Here is a 21,385-nt window from a genome sequence, read left to right as displayed (position 1 = left end):
TGTTTCAGCCTTCGGTATGTTTGCTGTGTCAAGAGTGGTCTTTTTTTATTGCCTTTTTCAACCTAAGGAGGAGAAACAATGCAATATACCGTCAAAAAACCAATCAACAATAATATTCTGCGCGTGGTGGACCCCACGGGCTGTGAGCTGATCGTCACCGGGCGCGGTTTGGGCTTTGGCGTTAAGCCGGGCTATAAAATTGAGGCTGAAACCGTGGAGCGCAGCTACCGCATGACCAGCCCTGCCGTGCAGCAGAAGTTGGTGGAACTTCTGGAACAGATCCCGTATGAGCATCTGCTGCTCACCGACGAGCTGGTGGCAATGATCCGCAGCCGGGTGAACTACCCGCTGAACGAGAGCCTGCTCATCACGCTGGCTGACCACATCAGCTTTGCCATCCAGCGCAGTGAGCAGGGGATTCGCTTTTCCAACCCGCTGATGGCTCCCATTCGGGAATTCTACCCGGAAGAGTATCGCCTTGGCATGGAGTGCCTTGCCGCCATCCGCCAGCGCTGCCATGCAGACCTTTCGGACGACGAGGGCGGCTTCATTGCGCTGCACATCGTCAACGCAGAGCTCAACACCACCATGAGCGTGGTGAACGATGTCACCCGCTTTGTGGATGGCTGCGTGCAGGTGGTGGAATACTTTTACAACTGCCATTTTGACCGGGATGCACTGGATTTCAGCCGCTTTACCGTGCATTTGCGCTTTTTTGCGCAACGCGTATTTCAAGGAAAACAGGAGCAGGAAAACGATACCCACGACGAAGTGTTCCGCGCCCTGATCGCCCGCAATTGCAGCGAACACTACAAATGCGCCTGCTGCATTGCGGAGTATGTCCGCAACACCTGGCACAAGGAGCTTTCGGACGAGGAACTGATGTTCCTTACGATCCATCTGAAACGGATCCGGATGGGAAAATAAGCTCTTTTGCTTTACCTTTGATTCTCCACAGGTCTTTCCTGTGTGGATATATATGCTGGATACGAACTTGAGAAAAGGAGAACTGAAGATGAAAGACAAGATCTTTGGCGTGCTGCAGCGCGTGGGACGCAGCTTTATGCTGCCCATTGCACTGCTGCCTGTAGCGGGCCTGTTGCTGGGTATCGGCAGCTCGTTCACCAACGAAACCATGCTGGCGGCCTATGGCCTGAACAGCGTCATCCACCCCGGTACCCTGATCTACACCATTCTGGACGTGATGAGCCAGACCGGCAGCGCCGTGTTCAACAATCTGGCGCTGCTGTTCGCCATGGGCGTGGCCATCGGCATGGCCCGCAAGGAAAAAGAGGTGGCCGCCCTGTCCGGCGCAGTGGCCTATATCATTATGAATACAGCCATTCAGGCAATGATCAATGCGGCAGGCGGCGTAGAAGCGATGCCTGCCAACTCCACCACCACCATGCTGGGCATCACAACCCTGCAAATGGGTGTGTTCGGCGGCATCGTGGTCGGTCTGGGCGTGGCGGCGCTGCACAACAAGTTCTATAAGATCGAGCTGCCGCAGGTGCTGGCCTTCTTTGGCGGTACACGCTTTGTGCCCATCGTCAGCTCCATCGTGTATTTGGTGGTCGGCATTGCCATGTTCTATATCTGGCCGGTGGTGCAGAGCGGTATTGCCGCGCTGGGTGCACTGGTGCTGGCTTCCGGCTACGCAGGCACCTTTATTTACGGCCTGCTGGAGCGTGCGCTGATCCCCTTTGGGCTGCATCATGTGTTCTATATGCCGTTCTGGCAGACCGCTGTGGGCGGCACCGCCATCATCGATGGCGTCACCGTGACCGGCGCACAGAACATCTTCTTTGCCGAGCTGGCTTCCAAGTCTACCACGGTGTTCTCGGTCAGCGCTACCCGTTTCATGGCCGGTAAGTTCCCCTTTATGATGTTCGGTCTGCCCGGCGCGGCGCTGGCGATGTACCAGTGCGCCAAGCCGGAAAAGAAAAAGGTGGCAGGCGGCTTGCTGCTTTCCGCAGCCCTGACCGCTTTCCTCACCGGCATCACCGAGCCGCTGGAATTTACCTTTATCTTTGTGGCACTTCCCATGTACGCGGTGCACTGCGTGCTGGCCGGTCTGTCCTTCATGCTGATGCACATTCTGAATGTGGGCGTGGGCATGACCTTCTCCGGCGGTCTCATCGACCTGGTGCTGTTCGGTGTGATGCAGGGCAACGCCAAGACCCACTGGATGTGGGTGGTCGTGGTCGGTGCGGTGTACTTTGTACTGTACTACATCATTTTCCGCTTTATGATCTCCAAGTTTGACTACAAGACCCCGGGTCGCGATGATGCCGAGGAAGTCAAGCTGTACACCCGTGCGGACGTGAACGCCCGCAGCGCCGCTTCCGGCAGCACCACCCCCGCAGGGGATGATCCGGTCAGCGCCCTGATCGTAGAAGGTCTGGGAGGTACCAACAACCTGTCCGACGTGGACTGCTGCGCCACCCGCCTGCGCTGCACCGTCAAGGACGCTGCGCTGGTCCGGCAGGATGTGCTCAAAGCCTCCGGTGCCTCCGGCGTGATCTGCAAGGGCAACGGTGTGCAGGTGGTATACGGCCCCAAGGTGGCCGTCATCAAGGCAAAGCTGGAAGATTATCTGGAAAATGCACCTAAGACCCCGGCGGCGACCGCAACACCCGCCCCGGCGGCCCCCGCAGCAAAGGATACCGTGCTGTCTGCCTGCCTGAACGGTACTGTAGTGCCGCTGGCCGATGTGAAGGATGAAGCCTTTGCCAGCGGTGCGCTGGGCGACGGCATTGCCATTGAGCCCACCGATGGTGAACTGGTGGCACCTGCTGACGGTGAGATCTCCTCCACCTTTGAGACCCACCATGCCGTGGGCATGACCACGGCTGACGGTGCCGAACTGCTGATGCACATCGGCATCGATACGGTCAAGCTGGGTGGCAAGCACTTTACCTACCTCGTCAACGAGGGTGATAAGGTGAAGAAAGGTCAGCCGTTGATCCGCTTTGAACTGGAAGCCATTAAGGCCGAAGGCTATCCCGTGACCACGCCGCTTATTGTCTGCAATACCGATGACTATGCCGCTGTCGCGGCTAAAGCCAGTGGCACCGTAAAGCAGGGCGATGCGCTGCTGGAACTGAAGCACTAAGCGTTTTTCTTCAACCGTAAGGCAGGGTTGTTATAAGGGGGGCTGTTGCAAAATAGCCCCAACGAAAAAATGAGATAGACTTCCCCGAAAGGGGGGCCTATCTCATTTTTTGCTGTCTGAATTACGGATAAAATAGCCGTTCCATCTTGAAAACGGCGTAAAGATTTATTATAATAAGATAAATGGTTGTAAATTTTGCAAAGGAGGGCTGAATCATGGCAGCGCAGCGCACCTATCTGGCAATCGACCTGAAAAGTTTTTATGCCTCGGTGGAGTGCGTAGACCGCCATCTGGACCCCCTGACCACCAATCTGGTGGTGGCGGACGCCTCCCGCACCGAAAAGACCATCTGCCTTGCAGTGTCGCCCTCCCTGAAATCCTACAAGATCCCCGGCAGAGCGCGGCTGTTTGAAGCCGTCCAGCGTGTCCGGGAAGTCAACACCCAGCGGCTGCAAACTGCCATCCGGCAGAAAAAGGCAGTCCGGGGAGAGGATGGCAAGTACCACTTTGCCAGCACCTCTTTCGATGCCAATGCCCTGAACGCAGACCCGACGCTAGGGCTGAGCTACATCGTTGCGCCGCCCCGGATGCAGCGGTATCTGGACGTTTCCACCCAGATCTACAAGACCTACCTCAAATATGTGTCCCCGGCGGATATTTACCCCTACTCCATCGACGAGGTTTTCATTGACGTGACAGGCTATCTGCTCTACTACCACATGAGCGCCCATGAACTTGCCATGACCATGGTGCGGGAGGTGCTGACCAACACCGGCATCACCGCAACGGCAGGCATCGGCACCAACCTCTACCTTGCAAAGCTGGCCATGGACATTGTGGCAAAGCACATCCCTGCGGACAAGGACGGTGTCCGCATTGCGGAGCTGGACGAGCAGTCCTACCGGTATCTGCTGTGGAACCATCGCCCGCTGACAGATTTCTGGATGACCGGTCCAGGCACCGTCAAGCGGCTGGAATCTCACGGCATTTATACGATGGGGGACTTGGCGCGGTTTTCCATCCACGGAGAAGATCGACTGTATGAAATTTTCGGCGTGGACGCAGAGATCCTCATCGACCACGCATGGGGCTGCGAACCCTGCGGCATGGAGCAGATCAAAAGTTACAAGCCCAGCACCAACAGCATCAGCGAGGGGCAGGTGCTGACCTGTCCCTACCCCAACGACAAAGCTAAACTCATCGTCCGGGAGATGGCGGAGATTCTGATGTTCCGACTCACGGAAAAGAAACTGGTGACGGAATCCATCACCTTGGAGATAGGCTACGACCGGGAGAACGTGGACAAGGGGGGCTACCGTGGTCTGACCCAGACCGACCGCTACGGCAGAATTATCCCCAAGGCGGCGCACGGCACGGTTCGGTTTGATGCCCCCACCAATCTGGGCAGCACCCTCATCAACGAAAGCGCAAAGCTGTTTGAGCGCATTACAAATCCGGCGCTGACGGTGCGGCGCATTACCCTCAACGCCAATAAGGTCACGCCGGATGAGGGTATCTATCAGGTGGACTTTTTCACCGACACCAAGAAGCTGGAAAAGGAGAAAAAGCTCCAGCAGGCCATGCTGGGTATCAAGAATAAGTACGGCAAAAACGCTGTGCTGAAAGCCAGCAGCTACGAAGAAGGTGCCACCATGCGCCAGCGCAACGCACAAATCGGTGGTCACAACGCAGGAGGTGCGGCAGGAGGTTTAGATGGAAAACTACAAAAATAGCAAAATCGGGCGGGAGACTGCCCAAAAGTACGGGGACATCCTGGAGATGGAGCGCCCTCAGACCGAAGAATCCATTCGCAAGCACCCCCGCATGACCCTTCAGAACCGTGCCAAGATCTTCTCGCCCTTCTCTCCGCTGCGGGGCTATGACGAGCAGCTTGCCGCAGAAAAGCAGCGCACCGAGCGGGTGCCCAAGCGCATTCTGACCGAGGAAGAAATGTCCGCCCTGTCCGATCGGCTGATGCAGGTCACCAAGGGCATGATCGTCACGGTGCGATACTTCAAAGAGGATACCGCCCACCCGGAGGTTCCGGCGGTAGGCAACTATATCACGCTGAGTGGAACAGTGGAGCGCATCGACCCGGTGTTCCGCACCTTGCAGGTGGGCGACACCGTGGTGCCCTTTGAAGATCTGGTGGAGGTCAGCGGGGAGGGTATCATGGACATTGATGTGTATCTGGGCATCGGAGAAGAATGACATTGCAAAGAGATTCTGAAAGAGATGTTTATGGGACAGCTCTTTCAGTAAAATGACCTCAGAAGAAGCAAAACACACTTCGGATGGAGGAAAATACAATGGCAAACGGTGATTACGGCTACTTTGGCAAAGGCGACACGGGCTATGCCCAATACATGACGGCCTTCAACCGCAACTTCGGCGGCTCGTCCGGCGGCGGTGGCGGCGGCCACAACAATGGTGGCGGCGGTGGTGGAGATGGAAGCGGCTGCGGCTGCCTCATCGCCATTGCGGTGGTGGTCGTGCTGGTGCTTATTGCCATGGGAAGCTGAGGGCATCTGACAGAAACCGACGGTTGATTGCGGTACACACGAGGGTGAGAATATGGCATCTTTACAGGGGGAGAAGGTCTGTATCAGCAGACTGAACGAGGAAAATCGTCAGGATTATCTGACGGCTTATAAGGCGGCATCGAACTTTCACGACCTCTACGAACAGAAGTCGGATCTCTGGGCGTATATGTGCAGAGAGATTGGAGCAATTGAGGATTCCAGTGAGCGGTATCTGATTCGGGAGGTGAAAACGGATCTGCCATGCGGATACATTGATATCGACGTAGACCTGAATCGTCCGGCAATCGATATTGCAATCGCACCGCCATCCCGGAACAAAGGCTACGGATATGAGGCGGCATGGCTGTTGTGCCGGGCTTTTTTTGAAAGAAGTCCGGACGAGGCGTTGATCTGGAATGCGTTTCCCAAAAACATCTATTCTCGCCGGATCGCAGAGAAACTTGGCGGGCAGCAGATCGATGTCCGAGATGTGTTTACAGAGACGGTGAGAAAGGCATATAGCCTTTCAGAGGGTGGGATGGCAAAATTGCCAAACGTGATCGTCTATGAGATACGAAAGGCTCCATTTGAAAAAAGCACTTGACCCTGACGTTGCGTCATAGCGTATACTGAGCTTGTCGCAAGGGAGGAAAACGAAATGATGACTGTCAAGGAAGTGAGCAATCTGACCGGGGTGAGCATTCGGACGCTGCAATATTACGATAAAATCGGTCTGCTGCATCCGGCGCATCGAACGCAGGCAGGCTATCGCCTGTATGATGATGCTGCACTGGAACGATTGCAACAGATTTTGCTGTTCCGAGAGCTGGAATTTTCACTGGAGGATATCCGAAAAATTCTGAAAAACCCGGAATTTGACCGGGAAAAGGCACTGGAACAGCAGATCACATTGCTGACCCTGAAAAAACAACATCTGGAAAAGTTGATCGCTCTTGCGGAGAAGATTCGGACAACAGGAGGAAATGTTATGGATTTCAACGCATTTGACACACAGAAGATCAGGGAATACGCAGAACGTGCAAAGAAAGAATGGGGCGAAACCACAGAGTATCAGGAATTCGAGGCAAAAAACGCCCGTCGGACGCAGAAGGAATCTGGCAGCATCAACGAGCAGTTGATGGGGCTCGTAGCGGCATTCGGAACGCTGCAAACCAGAGAACCGGCAGATCCCGCAGTACAGGCACAGGTGAAAAAGCTGCAGGACTTTATCACGGAAAATTACTATACCTGCACGAAGCCCATTCTGCATCAACTTGGACAGATGTACGGTGCCGGCGGCGAGTTTACGGAGAACATTAACGCTGCCGGGGGAGAAGGCGCTGCAGAATTCGCACAGAAAGCCATTGAAATCTATTGCCGGTAAGCAAAATTGTCTTGCGTGACCCGGTCACAGAAAATCCAACTAGGAAATGTTATCATATAGTCACAAGAAACACCAACAACATTCCGATGGAGGATTTGAATATGAAGGCAAAGTTTTATATCTGTGAGCACTGTGGCAATCTGGTCACCACCATCCACAACGCAGGCGTTCCGATGGTCTGCTGCGGCGAAAAGATGAAGGAGCTGATCCCCAACACCGTGGAGGCCAGCGGCGAAAAGCATCTGCCGGTGGCAGAGCTTTCCGGCAGCACCCTCACCGTTGCGGTGGGTGCGGTGGAGCACCCCATGGTGGATGTGCACCACATCCAGTGGATCTTTGTGGAGACCGAAAACGGTGGACAGCTCCGCTACCTCGCCCCCGGTCAGGCGCCCAAGGCGGTGTTTGAGCTGGGCAGCGAAAAGCCGGTGGCGGTCTACGCCTACTGCAACCTGCATGGTCTGTGGATGACGAAGCTTTAAGAACGGAACAGGCTCCTGCCGGTGGTTGAACGCTTGCAGGAGCCTGTTTTGCGTACAGCCAGAGGGCTGATGCAGCGCTGAAAATGTTCTGCTTGACCTTGTGCAGAGGATGAAGTATGATACGCGCAAGAAACCAACGTACGAGGATATTGTACCGTGGCGGATTGGCTGCAACGCCACGCCGACTGCGATAGGAAGGTCATCTTCTGCTGCTTTGATGCCCGGACGGCGCAGGCGGATCAGACAAAAATGAAAATGGAGTAAACATTGAAATACAGAGAGATCGTGGACGGCATTTTTCTTGACCGTCCCAACCGTTTTATTGCCCATGTGAACGTGAACGGTGCGGTGGAAACCGTCCATGTCAAAAACACAGGGCGGTGCAAGGAACTGCTGCTGCCCGGTGCGGCGGTGCGTCTGGAAGTGTCGGACAACCCGAAACGCAAGACAAAATACGACCTTGTGGCGGTACGCAAGCAGAAACTTGGCTGGGTCAATATGGACAGTCAGGCACCCAACAAGGTGGTAGGAGAATGGCTCTCAAAGCAGGAGTTTGACCTTGTCAGGCCAGAGTTTACCTACGGAAAATCCCGCATCGACTTCTACATGGAAAAGGGCGAACAGAAATACCTGCTGGAAGTCAAAGGCTGTACACTGGAAGTGGGCGGTATCGGGTATTTCCCGGATGCGCCCACCGAACGGGGCGTGAAGCACTTGCACGAGTTAGCGCAGGCACAGCGGGCAGGGTATCGGTGCGCAGTAGCCTTTGTGATCCAGATGGAAGGCATCACCGAGGTAAGGCCGAATGTTGACACGCAGCCGGAGTTTGGCACAGCGCTGGCCGAAGCGAAAGCCGCAGGCGTGAGTGTGCTGTTCCTGCTTTGCCATGTCGGGCGGGACAGTCTGGAAATCGTGGAGCAGAGAGAAGCGTAAAAAGGGAGGGAATGAAAGGACACCCTGTTTGCGTTCGTTCGATCATGAAGAAGGATCTCACAGAGATTGTTTTTATCCTTGATCGCAGCGGCTCTTTTTCGTGCAGGAACGTTTCTGTAGGGAGAAAGCGTGGTATACTGAACTCGACGAATCGGAATTTACTTCTACTTAGACATACAAACTGTTGACAGTAAAACTCCTATATAGTATTATTTGATAAAATACTATATAGGAGTTTTTGTGTGAAAATGAATGGCGGATTTCTTGTTACCAAAATAAAACAACTTGGAGATCGAATCTTTGAGAAGATTCTCAGCGAAAAGAATATTGATGCGTTTAACGGAGCCCAAGGGCGTATTCTTTATGTACTGTGGCAGGAAGATGGAATCTCAATCAGGTCACTCTCGATTAAATGTGGATTAGCGATAACTTCTCTTACTACGATGCTGGAAAGAATGGAACATCAAGGGCTGATAAGACGTGTTCAGTCTGAAACGGACAAAAGGAAAACACTCCTGTTTCTGACTGAAAAAGCACATGCCTTAAAGGACGAATACGATTCTGTATCTGATAAAATGGGCAGTATTTACTACAAAGGTTTTTCGGAGGAAGAAATTGCCCGGTTTGAGGAATGCCTCGACCGTATCAGAAAGAATCTTGAGGAGTGGCAGAAATCATGAGTATTTGTATCAAAGATCAGATTCAAAACATGAATCTCGTCATCGGATGTACAGTGGGGTGTGCATATTGCTATGCCCGCAATAATGTGAAACGCTGGCATATGATTGATGACTTTGCTGACCCTGAATTCTTTCCGGGTAAGCTCAAGATGATGGAAAAGAAACGTCCGCAGAACTTTTTTCTTACCGGCATGAGCGATTTTTCCGGCTGGAAGCCAGAATGGAGAGACGAGGTATTTGAAAAAATCCGTGAAAATCCACAGCATCAGTTCCTGTTCCTTACAAAGCGACCAGATCTGCTGGATTTTGATACAGATTTGAAAAACGCGTGGTTTGGTGTTACGGTGACGAGAAAAGCAGAACTGTGGCGTATTGACGCACTACGGGAAAATGTCAGAGCAAAACACTATCATGTTACCTTTGAGCCGCTATTCGACAATCCAGGTTCAGTTGATCTTTCCGGAATCAATTGGATCGTTGTCGGCACCATGACTGGAGTTCAGAGCAGGAAGGTTCATACGGAGCCGGAATGGGCATGGTCTCTGGCGGACCAGGCACATAAGCTCGGCATTCCGGTATTTATGAAGGAAGATCTTGTCCCTATCATAGGGAATGAAAATATGATTCAGGAAATGCCGGATGAATTCAATAAAGTGTTGGAGGTACAGAGATCATGGCAGAAGTAATAAATGGAATCCTCATTAATGAGGCGGAAACAAAGAACATCATGACCAAGTCCAGTCTGCCTGTAGGCGGTTACTCGGTCAATCCTTATGTAGGCTGTACACACGCCTGCAAGTATTGCTATGCTTCTTTTATGAAGCGCTTTACCGGACACAAGGAGGAATGGGGCACTTTCCTTGATGTGAAGCATTGGCCGGAAATTAAGAATCCGAAGAAATATGCCGGACAGCGGGTGGTCATCGGTTCTGTGACAGATGGCTACAATCCACAGGAGGAGCAATTCGGGAATACCAGAAAACTTCTGGAGCAGCTGATCGGCAGTGACGCAGATATTCTGATCTGCACAAAGTCGGATCTTGTGGTACGAGATATTAATCTGCTGAAGAAGCTTGGACGAGTAACCGTTTCATGGTCGATCAACACACTGGATGAAAATTTCAAGAACGATATGGACTCTGCTTCTAGCATTGAGCGTCGTATCGCTGCTATGAAGCAGGTATATGAAGCAGGTATCCGTACAGTCTGTTTCGTATCCCCGGTATTTCCCGGTATCACGGATTTTGAAGCAATCTTTGAGCGGGTAAAGGATCAGTGCGATCTGTTCTGGCTCGAAAATCTCAATCTTCGAGGCGGTTTCAAAAAGACAATTATGGATTATATCGCCGGAAAATATCCTGATCTTGTACCACTTTACGACGAGATCTATAACAAGCATAACCGCAGCTACTTTGAAGCACTTGAAGTAAAAGCTGCGGAAATGGCTAAGAAGTATGATTGTCCCTTTGTGGATAATGAAATGCCTTATGGCAGAGTCCCGCAGGGACATCCGGTGATCGTAGATTATTTCTATCATGAGGAAATCCGAGGGACAGAAAATACCGGAAAAAGAAATCGTTAAACAGAAATTTTGTAAGAACTTTGAACGAGGGAGACTCCTTGTCCGAAGGGCAAGAAGGTGCAACCGAGAAGATTTAGAACAATTCCAGTTTGACGGAGTAATGAATATGAAAATCCGAGAAGTGAATGAGAATAAAAAGCAGTTTATATCATTATTGTTATTAGCTGATGAACAGGAGAGCATGGTTGATCGGTATCTTGAAAAAGGAACTATGTATGTGCTTGAAGACAATGATGTAAAAGCTGAATGTGTTGTCACCGATGAAGGTAATGAAATACTTGAAATCAAGAATATCGCAGTCGATCCGGAAAATCAGGGAAAGGGCTATGGCAAAGCACTAATTGATTTTCTTGCCGGTAAATATGCAGATGAATATTCTGTTTTGCAAGTTGGAACAGGTGACAGTCCATTGACGATACCATTTTATGAAAAATGTGGATTTGTTCGTTCTCACAAGATTCCTAATTTCTTTACCGATAATTATGACCACCTAATTTATGAGGGCGGTGTACAACTAATAGATATGGTATATTTGCAAAGACATATATAACTTCCAGTTTACCACACGGGTACAGAGCTTTTGCTGCGGTACAAAACAAGCCGGGCGGTGAGATGAATCGCCGTCTGGCTTGTTGGCTGTTGGGTAGCTTGAGCGAGCGACAACCACCAGCTCCGCTGGTGGAGTAGAAAATGCTTTAGCTATAAGATTCGAGCAAAGCGAGATGACAAAGAAATTGTCATCTTAGAAGATGTACTTTGCAACATAGCTCGTTAGAGCGGTAGGGCAGATAATGCAGATGAAAGACGCTTGCTCGAGGCCCCTTGAGGGGCTTTGCCAGTAGGATGCCCTTCTAGGGCTTACTCAAGCCACCGGCTCAGCCGGTGGTTTTGACTGTTGGGGTTTGTTCACGCCGTCAGAAGGGGGTAAAACATAATTTTTGTGGAGTTCCGTCCAGCAGATACCGGATGCTGAGACGGTCGTTTTCCGCTTCTGCCTGCACCTGGGTGGCGTGCTCAAAGAGGGTGCGCAGACGGCGGTACTCTGCCCGTTGCGCATCCGTGTAGTGAGACGGCATATCCGAGGTGAGGAACACATTGCCCAGCAGGGCGTTGACCGTGGCAAGGGTGCGTTTTTGCTCTGCCGTCAACTTGCAGTTTTCCTCCCGGAGGAAGAACACATCCGGGTCGCTGCCATAGGCACGGCCATTGAGCTGCCGCCGGAATAGCGTGTTGTTGATGGCCTGCTTTGTGGACACTCGCTCTCGGTGGAACAGGCGCATATACCACACATCGTCCCAGTCCAGCCCTACGTCACAGCTGACACGGCAGTAATCCACCAGCCCGAAAGCAGGCATCACCGGCACGCCGCAGCCAAGGATGGCTTTTTGTCCGCACCAACTGCGCAGCATCTCCATGGCACGGCGCATCCGGGCGGCACGGCTCTCGTGGGCGTTGCCAAAGGGGGCGGCGCCGTACAGAAAATCCAGCTTGACAAGGTCGAAGCCCCAGTCGTTCAGAACCCGGTCAAATACCCGGCGCAGATAATCCAGCACGGCCGGGTTGTCGATGTCCAGCGCATAAAAGCCGCTCCAGTTGCAGCCGCAGCACCACGGTGCACCGTTCACCTTCAGCAGCCAGTCCGGGTGCTGCCGGAAAAGGGCAGAGTCCTTTTCGCACACAAAGGGTGCAAGCCAGAGCCCGGCCTGAAATCCGGCGGCGTGAATTTCCTCCACCATGCCTTTCAGCCCGTGGGGGAATTTCTGCGCATCCGTTTCCAGCCAATCGCCTACCTTCGGCTCCCAGCCATCGTCGATCTGGAACAGGTCTCCCAGACAAAGCAGGCTGCGGCAGCCGATCAGATCCTCCCGGATGGTATCCTCGGTGATGTCCTGATAGCGGTTGTACCAACTGGAATAGCCTGCAAGCTTCTTTTCAGTCCGGGGCTTGATGCCCATAGCCTGAAACCAGCCGTCGAACACCTCGGCCTCGCTGCCTGCGGAAAAAAACAGGTCAAACAGGGCAACGCTGCCGCCGGGATGCTCCACCCCGGCGCAGTCACGCTCCAGCGTCAGCAGGGCTTTGCGGCTGTCGTACCGGAGGATGGTGTAGCCCGGCTTCTCGTCCAGCGATGCCACCAGCCGGAACTGTGTGCCCTTGCGGAAATAGCAGTAGGAAAAGCCGTGGCTCTGCCCCTTTTGATGCCCATAAGGCGCAAAATGATAATCGCCGTAGCGGTCAAAGGCATATTTTTTGCGCAGAAAGCCGGGGATGTGGTCGGTGCCGCGCAGCTTGCCGTTCCGGTCAAGCTCCGGGCTGTAGGTCCATGTCTGGTAGCCGTTCATGAACAGACGCTCGTCTGCTTCCATCGTCCACGGCATCTCGGCACGCACCGCCTTCAGCGTCCCGGCGGGCAGGTCTGCCGTCAGATGCAGCGCACCGCCATTCTCCGTGACCGTGCAGTTGCCTGTCTGTACGCCGCCGGAAGTTTCCGCGTACCAGTGCAGCATTTCAGTCATGGTGCGTTTCCTCCCCGTGGAGCTGTGCGCTGATCTCGGCAGCGCGGGCATCGGTCAGAACAAACTTGCGGCGGAACAGCACCAGCGCACCAGCCAGCACCAGCATGGGCAGAACGGTCATCATCAGGCGCAGACCCAGCAGGGTTCCGGCGCTTTGTACTGCCACCGGGCCGGTCTCCTCCGTGTTGCCCACAAGACCGATGAGGTCCAGCCCGATGCCGGTCAGGAATACCGCCACACCGGAGGCAGCCTTGACCACAAAAGTCTGCATGGAAAAGATGACGCTCTCCTCCCGGCGGCCGGTCTTGAGCTGACCGTAATCCACGCTGTTGGAAAGGAACAGGGTGGTCAGCACAGTCAGCATTCCGTTGCAGGCAAACACCACCACGCCCGGAATGCACAGCAGGGCAAGGCTGTGGGACAGGCCGGTCAGGCAGAACACCAGCAGCGTGCCGTAGCCGCACAGCGCCAGCACAAGGCTCAGATGGAACACCTGCGTGCTGCTGAACTTTTTGCGCAGCAAGGGGTAAAGCACCATCATGCCCAGAATTTGAGCCGCACCGCCCACGGTGGAAAACAGGGTGTAGGTGGCTTTCCAACCTGCACCGCCAAGGTCGTACTTGAAGAAATAGATGATGAAGTTGGAGGTAAGGTACAGCGCCGAGTTGATCAGCACGATGCTGCCCACCACTACCATAGCCTGATCGTTGCGGAACAGGGCGGAGAACATCTCCTTTACGGTGGCGGTCTTCATCTCACTGGGGGTAGTTTCTTTCATGGAAATGCAGCACACCAGCTCTGTCACTGCAAAAATTGCCGCTACGATCAATGCCACCCAGCGGAAGCCAGCGCGCTCGCTGTCGCCGCCGAGTGCTCCCACCAGCAGCATGGTGAACATGGCGATGAGGGCAGAGCCAACGCCTGCACAGGTACGGCCCACCATGGAAAGGTTCTCCCGGTCTTTGGGGATGCGGGTCACGGCCGGGATCATGGACCAGTAGGGGATATCCATCATGGTGTAGGTGACGCCCCACAGGATGTACACCACACTGAAATAGACCATCAGCGCTGCTTCGTCCAGCACCGGGGCGGCAAACAGGGCGTAGAGCACCAGTGCATTGAGCAGTGTGCCGGAAAAGATCCACGGACGGAAACGCCCCCAGCGGGTGCGGGTCTTTGCCACCAGAACCCCCATAAAGGGGTCGTTGAAGGCATCAAAGAACCGGGCAGCCATGAGCACGACGCCCACAAAGCTGGCCGAAAGCCCCAGCACATCCTGATAATAATACATGACGTAAGAAGCCGACAGGGCATATACCATATCCTTGCCCACGGCACCAATACCAAATGCGGTTTTCTGTTTCAGGGTCAGTTCCATACAGCGTCCTCCTTTTCAATGGTAAACCGCAGCACAACGGGCTGGGTCTGCGGTGCAGAAACAGTCAGCAGGGCTTCTCCGGCAGTGCCCACGGTGCGCAGATAGGTTCCGGTCATGCCGCCCTCGGCAACGGCGGTCTGTGGACCCACAAGGGCGGCGCTGCCCTCCACCGCAAACTGCACCGGGAACTGTGCGTAGGGGGCAGGGGTGCCATTCTCGTCCAGAATGCGCACCCGGACAGCGGCCATATCGTAGGTATCCTGCTCCCGCAGGGTCGTCCGGCTGACCTTGACTTCCAAGTGCAGCTTTGCACTGGGGCAAAGGGTCACGCTGCGCACCACGTTGCCGTCCTGCACGGCATCGAACCGCCATCGGGTAGCTTCGCCGCCCCAGTTGCCCACATATTTGCCGTAAAGCGCCACGCCATCCTCAAAGGTCATTTTGTAGTGCAGCATACACCAGCCGAATTTGACCTTGTAGGCAAGCGGCAGCCCCGCCAAGCCGTATTTCCCGGCAGCCAGCAGGCAGTCCCGCACAGCGGCCGCTTTGGACGGCGAAAAATGCTCCTGCGTTTCCAGCAGCTCGCCAATGGGATCGTCCATCACAAAGGGCGGATGCGGTAGGGCTGTCCACTCGCTGCGGCGCAGGGCGGTGACAAACACATCGTTTTTGTACAGCTTTACCTGCTGGGCATTGCTGAAAACATAGGCTGTGCCCAGCTGCCCGGCGGGGTTATCGCCGATGTCCATGGAGGAGCTGACCGCCAGCACCGGGTCAGCGTCACCCTGACTGGCATAGACTGCTGCCGCCAATTTGGGGTTACGGAAGCTGTCCAGCACGCCGTGGTAGCAGATGCGGTCGCCGGAGCCGAAATCCTTATGGGTCTGGTAGTCGAACATACACCAGCCGAAGCACCCGGCGTGTTCTCCGCTGCCGTAAGCGGCATTCTGAACCCGGACATGCCGCAGGGCGTGTTCCTGTCGATGGGGACCATCGTCAAAGGCTTTTGTGGGGTACATGTGACCGTTGCACTCCGAGATGAGCAGCGCTTTGCTCATATCCGGGGTCACGTCCTTTTTGGGCTTTGCACCGGGCGTTACGCCGTTGTGGGAAAAATCGTTGTAGGCATAGACATCCTCCAGCAGATGGCTCTTTTCCAGATACCGCACACCGGAGGTGGCGCGGCTGGGGTCCAGCTGATGGGCAATCTCGTTGGTGCGGGTGTAGAAGGCATCGTCGTCCACGCTTTCGTTGATGCGCACGCCCCACAGGATAATGCTGGGGTGGCTGCGGTTTTGCAGGAGCATCTCCCGCAGCATCTCGCAGGCAGCGTCCTTCCAGTTGTCATCCCCGATGTGCTGCCAGCCCGGCAGCTCGGTGAACACCAGCAGACCTCGCCGGTCGCACTCATCCAGAAAATACTGGCTTTGAGGGTAGTGGCTGGTGCGCACGGCGGTGCAGTGCAGCTCCTCCTGCAAAATGCGGGCATCCTCCCGCTGCAGGCTTTCCGGCGCAGCATAGCCGATGTAAGGGTAGCTCTGGTGTCGGTTCAGACCCCGCAGGAAGGTCTTTTTGCCGTTGAGATAAAAGCCATCCGCCCGGAACTCTGCGGTGCGGAAGCCAAACGTCACCTGTTTGCGGTCGATGGCTTGTCCGGCTGCGTTCAAAAGCTCTGCCACGGCATGATGCAAAACCGGGTGCTCGGTATCCCACGGCTGTGCGTCCGGGACGGAAAGCTGCATCTTTCCGGTTTCTGTTGCCTGTGCGGTCTGCTCGGCCAGCAGGGTGCCGTCTGCGGTCTCCAGCCGGATGCGGACCGCCACGGCTGCGGATGTAAGCTCTGCGGTCCACTGCACCACAGCCTCTTGCAGGGTGGGCGTGTAGACGAACAGGTCGGTCAGGCGGCTTTCGGCGGTGGCTTCCAGCCAGACCTCCCGGTACAGACCGCCGTAGGTCAGGTAATCAATGACAAAGCCAAAGGGCGGAATGGTCGGGTCTTCACGGGTATCCAATTGCACGGTCAGCAGGTTTTCACCCTCCCGGTCCACAAGGTCGGTGATCTCCACCGCAAAGCCGGTATAGCCGCCCCGGTGCTGCCCGGCAACCCTGCCGTTGACCCGCACCACCGCCTGATGAGCAGCGCCGTCAAAGCGGAGAAACAGCCGGGGCGCAGCCTGTACCGGCGGTACCCGGAACCGCTTGCGGTAGCCGCAGACCATCTCGTAATCGGCCGGAGAGGCATAGTGCAGCGGCACCTCCCGGCAGGTATGGGGCAAGCGAACGGCTTGTTGTTTTGGTACAGGCAGCCCCTTGCCAAAGGCTTCCGTCCAGTGTCGTGTAAACTCCCAGTCCTCGCAAAAGCTGTGTTTCATCGCAGCAGCACTCCTTCCAGTAAAATCGAGATCATTTCCTCCAGTACAGCCACATACTGTACTCCGCTTTCTGCCAGACTGCGGTCTGCCAGAAAGCTCTCGATGGATGCGGTGATCATCTGCCGCAGCACCGGCAGGGATACTGGACGCATGACCCCTTCTGCCACAGCCTGCTCCAGCAGCGCCATGGTGGGTTCCCACCCGTTTTCCAACTGACTGCGCACTCGCGCCGCCACCACCGGGTATTTCTCGTCCAGCTCCTTCATCTGCCGCAGGTCCAGCGCGGCGTATTCTGTCGGCATGGCAATGATGACCGCCCGCAGCTTCTCCTGCAAAGTACCGCTGCCCGCCAGAATTTTCTGCTTGCAGTGGTGGATGTCCGCAAAGGCATGGTCTACCATGTCCAGCAGAAGGGCCTCCTTGGAGGGGTAAACGGTGTAGATGGTTTTTTTGCTGATGTGCAGCGGCTCTGCCACCTGTTGCATGGTGAAATGCAGCCCCTGTTGACGGAATAACTGCATGGCCTGCGTGCGCACCAGCGCATCGAGCTTTTCCTGCATGAGCGTCCTCCTTGTGGAAACTGCACTTGCTTTTCTGGTTTCCATTCTAGTGCGAAAACCGAACTAAATCAAGCAGTTTCCGCATTTTCTGCGTTCTGCCAAGAAAGTGCAGACATTTTGCAGCAGAATGACAAAAAGAACCCCGGCGTGCCTTGAAAGCCGCCGGGTTTTTTTGCGTGCGAAAGCTTTTCAGTGGGGAGAAGGCATGGTATACTGGGTGCAGCGATATGGAATTCCGGAGGTGTTTTTTTGAGAACATACAACAACAAGGAAGAGCTCAAGGCTGAGATCAATAAAGCATTCAAGAAGTATATTTCAGAGTTTGATGACATCCCCGAAGCCTTAAAGGATAAACGGGTCGAGGAGGTGGACCGGACACCGGCAGAAAACCTTGCGTATCAGGTGGGCTGGACGACACTGGTTTTGAAATGGGAAACGGATGAACGAAACGGTCTACCGGTAAAAACGCCGTCGGAGGACTTCAAATGGAATCAACTGGGCGGATTGTATCAGTGGTTCACGGATACTTATGCACCGTTATCCCTGCAGGAGCTGAAAGCCCGATTGAAGGAGAATATGGATCGGCTCAATGCAATGATCGATGCCATGAGCGAGGAGGAGCTGTTCCAGCCGCATAAGAGAAAATGGGCGGATGATGCCACGAAAACAGCGGTGTGGGAGGTGTACAAATTCATTCACGTCAACACGGTCGCTCCCTTCGGGACCTTTCGGACTAAGATCCGGAAATGGAAAAAGCTTGCGCTGCGTTCTCCGCATTGCTGCACAGGATAAATATAAAGCGTATCTGGATTATTTTAGGATCAGGTATTAAGAAAAAGCATAGAAGCTGCGCTGAAAAACAGAGATTTGCAGAAACTTATGGAGGAATATAGAGATTATGATAAAAGTGCTTTTTATCTGCCACGGCAATATCTGCCGCAGCCCCATGGCGGAATTTGTGATGAAGGACTTAGTGGAAAAGGCGGGGCTTTCCGGGCAGTTTGAAATTGCCTCGGCAGCCACCAGCACCGAGGAGATCGGCAACCCGGTCTATCCGCCTGCCCGGCGCAAGCTGGCAGAGCACGGCATTTCCTGTGATGGCAAAACCGCCCGGCAGATGACCCGGCGGGACTATGAGAGCTACGACTATCTCATTGCCATGGACTACAACAACCTGCGGAACATGACCTGCTTTGTGGGCAGCGACCCCGACCACAAGGTGTCGCTGCTGATGGACCACACCCGCCGCCCCGGCGATGTGGCAGACCCGTGGTACACCGGGGATTTTGAAGCCACCTGGCAGGATGTGCTGGAGGGCTGCACCGCCCTGCTGGAAGAGCTGCGATAAAAGGGAAAGGGGATGACGGAACGTTATTGCGAGGGCGAACGGTCTACCGGCCTGTCGTTTGCCGGGGAAATCTTTGAGCGCTGCGATTTTGCAGACTGCCTATTTGTGGACTGCTCCTTTACAAAATGTGAGCTGGACCACACCACCCTGAACGAGTGCCGGTTCGTGCGGTGCGAGATCACCGGGCTGCGGAGCGTATCCTCCTCGGTGCAGGACCCGGAGAAGGTGGAAACCAAAGAGGTGCACATCAACGAGTACGGCACCGACGATTACAGCCGCCTTGCGCTGACCCGCCTGATGTACGACACCCGCATGAGCTGGGGCACGAAGTTCGCGGGCGAGGTGTAAGCACGCACTTTGCCGCGGGTCTTTTGCGTGCGGAGACTATGGCATACGGAGAGCGACAACTTGGAATTTGGAGGTACACGATGATAATAAAAATTGTTACAATTTCACTGATGGCAGTGTTCTACATCTGCTATTTTGCAAAGCTGATTAGTCAGAAAAAGCAAGGCATAAAGACAGACCAATTAGGAAAAGGAAAAGAGGGATTTGTCAAATTTATAGAAGTAGCTCTTAAAATAATCACATATTTGCTTCCTGTAATACAGATTATCAGTATTGTGTTTTATTCGGGAACAGCACATATTGTGTTGCAATTTACAGGAGTTGTAATAACAATGTTCGGTGTACTTGCTTTTATTGTTTCTGTTACACAAATGAAGGAGAATTGGAGAGCAGGTGTGCAAAAAGAAGAAAAGACCAATTTGGTAACAACGGGAATCTATTCTATTAGCAGAAATCCTGCATTTTTGGGTTTTGATTTAATGTATATAGGAATATTGTTTTCGTTCTTTAATTGGTTCCTTTGCTTTGCAACAGGTTTTGCAGTGGTATTTTTTCATTTACAGATAGTCAATGTAGAGGAAGATTTTTTGATAGAAGCATTCGGAAATGAGTACCTGCAATACAAATCAAAAGTATGCCGATATTTAGGAAGAAAAAGATAACTTCCAGTTTGCCGGGCAGACAGGCATCTGAAAAACCATACAAAAACGAGGGAACAGCCATGGTACTTTATTTTACAGGAACCGGCAACAGCCGGTATCTGGCACGGCGCATTGCCGAAGGGTTGGAGATGCCGCTTTACGACCTGAACGCCTGCATCAAGGCATGGGATACTGCCCCGGTGCAGACCGGGCGGGATGTGGTGCTGGTCACGCCTACCTACGCATGGCGTATCCCCCGGGTGGTGTCGGAGTGGCTGGGCAAGACCGCGCTGACCGGGGCAGAGCGCATCTGGTTTGTGATGGACTGCGGCAGCGAAATCGGCAATGCGGCAGGCTATAACCGGCAGCTTGCGGCGCAAAAGCAGCTGCAGTACATGGGGACTGCTCAGATCATCATGCCGGAAAACTACATTGCCATGTTCAATGTACCCCAAAAAGAGCAGGCAAAGAGCATTGTGGAGCAGGCAGAGCCTGCGCTTCGGAAGGTGCTGACCCAGCTCAGAGCCGGGCAGGAATTTCCTCCGCAGAGAGAGGCCCTCTATGACCGCTTTATGAGCGGCCCGGTGAACCCGGTGTTCTATCGCTTCTTTGTAAAAGCCGATGCCTTCCGGGCAACGGGTGCCTGCATCGGCTGCGGTAAGTGCGTGGAGTTGTGCCCCCTGAACAATATCCATCTGGAAAACGGGAAGCCGGTCTGGGGAAAAAACTGCACCCACTGCATGGCGTGCATCTGCTATTGCCCCAAAGAGGCCATCGAGTACGGCAAAAAGAGCAAAGGGAAGCCACGGTATCACTTTGAAGCGCTGGAAAGGAAGCAGCAGGATGCCTGAAGGAGAGCGGAAATTAGATGAAGTTTTTATACTTGCATGGGTTGGGACAAAAACCAGACAGTTGGGACAGAGTAATAAAAGAAACGAAGGTCTCGGACAGCAGCGTCTGCTTGAGTTTGGCAGAGATGCTGGAGGACAAAGCGGCCACTTATGGGGAACTGTATGCTGCATTTTCAGGAGAGTGTGATAAGGAACATGATGAAATCGTCTTGTGCGGGCTTTCCTTGGGTGCTGTTCTGGCACTTAATTATGCGATAGACCATCCGGATAAAATAAAGGCGCTTGTGTTAATTGCGGCACAATATAAAATGCCTAAAAAATTATTGAAATTCCAGAATATGCTGTTCCGCTTTATGCCAAATGCAACGTTCAAGCAATTTGGATTCAAAAAAGCAGATGTGATCAGCTTGTGCGGTACGATGACGGAATTGGATTTCAGGGATTCATTATGTAAGGTGTCCTGTCCGGCATTGATCGTTTGTGGGGAAAAGGACAACGCAAACAAAAAAGCCTCAAAGGAACTTGCCAGTTATTTGAGCGATTCCCACTTCCATGAACTTCTGAAAGCGGGTCATGAAGCAAACGTAGAATCTCCGGAGGAATTGGCAACAGTGTTACAGGAATTTTATAATAGTGTCGAATAAACTACGATTCATCAAAGAAAGAGGACTGTAAA

At 53.7% G+C, this 21,385-nt stretch carries 23 protein-coding genes; 19 read left to right on the top strand and 4 right to left on the bottom strand.

Going from position 1 to position 21,385, the window contains the following annotated elements:
• Positions 1-78 precede the first annotated feature (78 nt).
• The 13 genes from DWY95_RS04870 (at position 79) to DWY95_RS04805 (ending at position 11,245) form a co-directional block, all read left to right on the top strand.
• Positions 79-927, top strand: coding sequence for a PRD domain-containing protein (locus DWY95_RS04870; RefSeq protein WP_118552604.1), 849 nt, complete (start codon positions 79-81; stop codon positions 925-927).
• An 88-nt stretch (positions 928-1,015) separates the two neighbouring features.
• Entirely contained in the window at positions 1,016-3,115 is a 2,100-nt protein-coding gene (locus DWY95_RS04865; RefSeq protein ID WP_118552603.1) for a PTS transporter subunit IIABC, read from the top strand.
• Positions 3,116-3,330: 215 nt separating this feature from the next.
• On the top strand, positions 3,331-4,848 hold the full coding sequence (locus DWY95_RS04860) for a DNA methylase (RefSeq protein WP_118552602.1): 1,518 nt from the start codon (positions 3,331-3,333) through the stop codon (positions 4,846-4,848).
• Positions 4,829-5,326: a hypothetical protein gene (locus DWY95_RS04855; protein WP_118552601.1), complete on the top strand. Its 498-nt coding sequence runs from the start codon at positions 4,829-4,831 to the stop codon at positions 5,324-5,326. The genes DWY95_RS04860 and DWY95_RS04855 overlap by 20 nt, the downstream gene beginning before the upstream one ends.
• 98 nt (positions 5,327-5,424) lie before the next feature.
• On the top strand, positions 5,425-5,637 hold the full coding sequence (locus DWY95_RS04850) for an HFLK protein (RefSeq protein ID WP_118552600.1): 213 nt from the start codon (positions 5,425-5,427) through the stop codon (positions 5,635-5,637).
• A 52-nt stretch (positions 5,638-5,689) separates the two neighbouring features.
• Positions 5,690-6,241 (top strand): GNAT family N-acetyltransferase, encoded by a 552-nt coding sequence (locus DWY95_RS04845; protein ID WP_118552599.1) that lies wholly within the window; start codon positions 5,690-5,692, stop codon positions 6,239-6,241.
• A gap of 54 nt (positions 6,242-6,295) precedes the next feature.
• Positions 6,296-7,021, top strand: a complete 726-nt coding sequence (locus DWY95_RS04840) for a MerR family transcriptional regulator (RefSeq protein WP_118552598.1) — start codon at positions 6,296-6,298, stop codon at positions 7,019-7,021.
• A 101-nt stretch (positions 7,022-7,122) separates the two neighbouring features.
• Positions 7,123-7,500: a desulfoferrodoxin family protein gene (locus tag DWY95_RS04835; RefSeq protein WP_118552597.1), complete on the top strand. Its 378-nt coding sequence runs from the start codon at positions 7,123-7,125 to the stop codon at positions 7,498-7,500.
• Between the two features lie 267 nt (positions 7,501-7,767).
• Entirely contained in the window at positions 7,768-8,433 is a 666-nt protein-coding gene (gene sfsA, locus DWY95_RS04825) for a DNA/RNA nuclease SfsA (protein WP_118552596.1), read from the top strand.
• Positions 8,434-8,675: 242 nt separating this feature from the next.
• Entirely contained in the window at positions 8,676-9,113 is a 438-nt protein-coding gene (locus DWY95_RS04820) for a radical SAM mobile pair system MarR family transcriptional regulator (RefSeq protein ID WP_118552595.1), read from the top strand.
• On the top strand, positions 9,110-9,799 hold the full coding sequence (locus DWY95_RS04815; RefSeq protein WP_118552594.1) for a radical SAM mobile pair protein A: 690 nt from the start codon (positions 9,110-9,112) through the stop codon (positions 9,797-9,799). The genes DWY95_RS04820 and DWY95_RS04815 overlap by 4 nt, the downstream gene beginning before the upstream one ends.
• Positions 9,787-10,695, top strand: coding sequence for a radical SAM mobile pair protein B (locus DWY95_RS04810; RefSeq protein WP_118552593.1), 909 nt, complete (start codon positions 9,787-9,789; stop codon positions 10,693-10,695). The genes DWY95_RS04815 and DWY95_RS04810 overlap by 13 nt, the downstream gene beginning before the upstream one ends.
• 106 nt (positions 10,696-10,801) lie before the next feature.
• Entirely contained in the window at positions 10,802-11,245 is a 444-nt protein-coding gene (locus tag DWY95_RS04805; RefSeq protein WP_118552592.1) for a GNAT family N-acetyltransferase, read from the top strand.
• Positions 11,246-11,609: 364 nt separating this feature from the next.
• Here the strand turns inward: DWY95_RS04805 and DWY95_RS04800 are convergent, their stop codons facing one another.
• From DWY95_RS04800 to DWY95_RS04785, 4 genes are read right to left on the bottom strand one after another with little or no spacing between them, the layout of a single operon-like run.
• The gene (locus DWY95_RS04800; RefSeq protein ID WP_118552591.1) at positions 11,610-13,211 is read right to left on the bottom strand and encodes a glycoside hydrolase family 36 protein; all 1,602 of its coding nucleotides are present in this window, start codon (positions 13,209-13,211) and stop codon (positions 11,610-11,612) included.
• The gene (locus tag DWY95_RS04795) at positions 13,204-14,589 is read right to left on the bottom strand and encodes a glycoside-pentoside-hexuronide (GPH):cation symporter (protein WP_118552590.1); all 1,386 of its coding nucleotides are present in this window, start codon (positions 14,587-14,589) and stop codon (positions 13,204-13,206) included. Before DWY95_RS04795 ends, DWY95_RS04800 begins: the two co-directional genes overlap by 8 nt.
• Positions 14,580-16,961, bottom strand: a complete 2,382-nt coding sequence (locus DWY95_RS04790) for a glycoside hydrolase family 2 TIM barrel-domain containing protein (RefSeq protein WP_118552589.1) — start codon at positions 16,959-16,961, stop codon at positions 14,580-14,582. The genes DWY95_RS04795 and DWY95_RS04790 overlap by 10 nt, the downstream gene beginning before the upstream one ends.
• Positions 16,958-17,521, bottom strand: coding sequence for a TetR/AcrR family transcriptional regulator (locus tag DWY95_RS04785; protein ID WP_118552588.1), 564 nt, complete (start codon positions 17,519-17,521; stop codon positions 16,958-16,960). The genes DWY95_RS04790 and DWY95_RS04785 overlap by 4 nt, the downstream gene beginning before the upstream one ends.
• 249 nt (positions 17,522-17,770) lie before the next feature.
• On the opposite strand from DWY95_RS04785, the gene DWY95_RS04780 reads away from it, so the two are divergent.
• From DWY95_RS04780 to DWY95_RS04755, 6 genes are all read left to right on the top strand, one after another.
• Positions 17,771-18,313 carry a ClbS/DfsB family four-helix bundle protein gene (locus DWY95_RS04780; RefSeq protein WP_118552587.1) on the top strand — a complete coding sequence of 181 codons (543 nt, stop codon included), beginning with the start codon at positions 17,771-17,773 and terminating at the stop codon, positions 18,311-18,313.
• Positions 18,314-18,419: 106 nt separating this feature from the next.
• Positions 18,420-18,869: a low molecular weight protein-tyrosine-phosphatase gene (locus tag DWY95_RS04775; RefSeq protein WP_118552586.1), complete on the top strand. Its 450-nt coding sequence runs from the start codon at positions 18,420-18,422 to the stop codon at positions 18,867-18,869.
• Between the two features lie 12 nt (positions 18,870-18,881).
• Positions 18,882-19,217 (top strand): pentapeptide repeat-containing protein, encoded by a 336-nt coding sequence (locus tag DWY95_RS17330; RefSeq protein WP_118552585.1) that lies wholly within the window; start codon positions 18,882-18,884, stop codon positions 19,215-19,217.
• A gap of 38 nt (positions 19,218-19,255) precedes the next feature.
• A complete protein-coding gene (locus DWY95_RS04765) occupies positions 19,256-19,879 on the top strand; it encodes an isoprenylcysteine carboxylmethyltransferase family protein (protein WP_337995357.1) in 624 nt (207 codons plus the stop codon).
• Between the two features lie 59 nt (positions 19,880-19,938).
• The gene (locus tag DWY95_RS04760) at positions 19,939-20,709 is read left to right on the top strand and encodes an EFR1 family ferrodoxin (RefSeq protein ID WP_118552584.1); all 771 of its coding nucleotides are present in this window, start codon (positions 19,939-19,941) and stop codon (positions 20,707-20,709) included.
• Positions 20,710-20,726: 17 nt separating this feature from the next.
• On the top strand, positions 20,727-21,353 hold the full coding sequence (locus tag DWY95_RS04755) for an alpha/beta hydrolase (RefSeq protein ID WP_118552583.1): 627 nt from the start codon (positions 20,727-20,729) through the stop codon (positions 21,351-21,353).
• Positions 21,354-21,385 lie beyond the last annotated feature (32 nt).

Origin of the sequence: Faecalibacterium sp. AF28-13AC, from assembly GCF_003478405.1 — a bacterium.
Taxonomy (GTDB): Bacteria; Bacillota; Clostridia; order Oscillospirales; family Ruminococcaceae; genus Faecalibacterium; species Faecalibacterium prausnitzii_E.
Note: the sequence above shows the minus strand (reverse complement) of the source record. Positions and strands in the feature narration are given on the sequence as shown.

Coding starts and splice junctions, on each gene's coding strand:
- DWY95_RS04760 (WP_118552584.1), top strand. CDS start 19,939: ATGGTACTTTATTTTACAGGAACCGGCAACAGCCGGTATCTGGCACGG.
- DWY95_RS04755 (WP_118552583.1), top strand. CDS start 20,727: ATGAAGTTTTTATACTTGCATGGGTTGGGACAAAAACCAGACAGTTGG.
- DWY95_RS04775 (WP_118552586.1), top strand. CDS start 18,420: ATGATAAAAGTGCTTTTTATCTGCCACGGCAATATCTGCCGCAGCCCC.
- DWY95_RS04845 (WP_118552599.1), top strand. CDS start 5,690: ATGGCATCTTTACAGGGGGAGAAGGTCTGTATCAGCAGACTGAACGAG.
- DWY95_RS04785 (WP_118552588.1), bottom strand. CDS start 17,521: ATGCAGGAAAAGCTCGATGCGCTGGTGCGCACGCAGGCCATGCAGTTA.
- DWY95_RS04855 (WP_118552601.1), top strand. CDS start 4,829: ATGGAAAACTACAAAAATAGCAAAATCGGGCGGGAGACTGCCCAAAAG.
- DWY95_RS04850 (WP_118552600.1), top strand. CDS start 5,425: ATGGCAAACGGTGATTACGGCTACTTTGGCAAAGGCGACACGGGCTAT.
- DWY95_RS04790 (WP_118552589.1), bottom strand. CDS start 16,961: ATGAAACACAGCTTTTGCGAGGACTGGGAGTTTACACGACACTGGACG.
- DWY95_RS04865 (WP_118552603.1), top strand. CDS start 1,016: ATGAAAGACAAGATCTTTGGCGTGCTGCAGCGCGTGGGACGCAGCTTT.
- DWY95_RS04860 (WP_118552602.1), top strand. CDS start 3,331: ATGGCAGCGCAGCGCACCTATCTGGCAATCGACCTGAAAAGTTTTTAT.
- DWY95_RS04800 (WP_118552591.1), bottom strand. CDS start 13,211: ATGACTGAAATGCTGCACTGGTACGCGGAAACTTCCGGCGGCGTACAG.
- DWY95_RS04815 (WP_118552594.1), top strand. CDS start 9,110: ATGAGTATTTGTATCAAAGATCAGATTCAAAACATGAATCTCGTCATC.
- DWY95_RS17330 (WP_118552585.1), top strand. CDS start 18,882: ATGACGGAACGTTATTGCGAGGGCGAACGGTCTACCGGCCTGTCGTTT.
- DWY95_RS04765 (WP_337995357.1), top strand. CDS start 19,256: ATGGCATACGGAGAGCGACAACTTGGAATTTGGAGGTACACGATGATA.
- DWY95_RS04835 (WP_118552597.1), top strand. CDS start 7,123: ATGAAGGCAAAGTTTTATATCTGTGAGCACTGTGGCAATCTGGTCACC.
- DWY95_RS04840 (WP_118552598.1), top strand. CDS start 6,296: ATGATGACTGTCAAGGAAGTGAGCAATCTGACCGGGGTGAGCATTCGG.
- DWY95_RS04805 (WP_118552592.1), top strand. CDS start 10,802: ATGAAAATCCGAGAAGTGAATGAGAATAAAAAGCAGTTTATATCATTA.
- DWY95_RS04795 (WP_118552590.1), bottom strand. CDS start 14,589: ATGGAACTGACCCTGAAACAGAAAACCGCATTTGGTATTGGTGCCGTG.
- DWY95_RS04810 (WP_118552593.1), top strand. CDS start 9,787: ATGGCAGAAGTAATAAATGGAATCCTCATTAATGAGGCGGAAACAAAG.
- DWY95_RS04870 (WP_118552604.1), top strand. CDS start 79: ATGCAATATACCGTCAAAAAACCAATCAACAATAATATTCTGCGCGTG.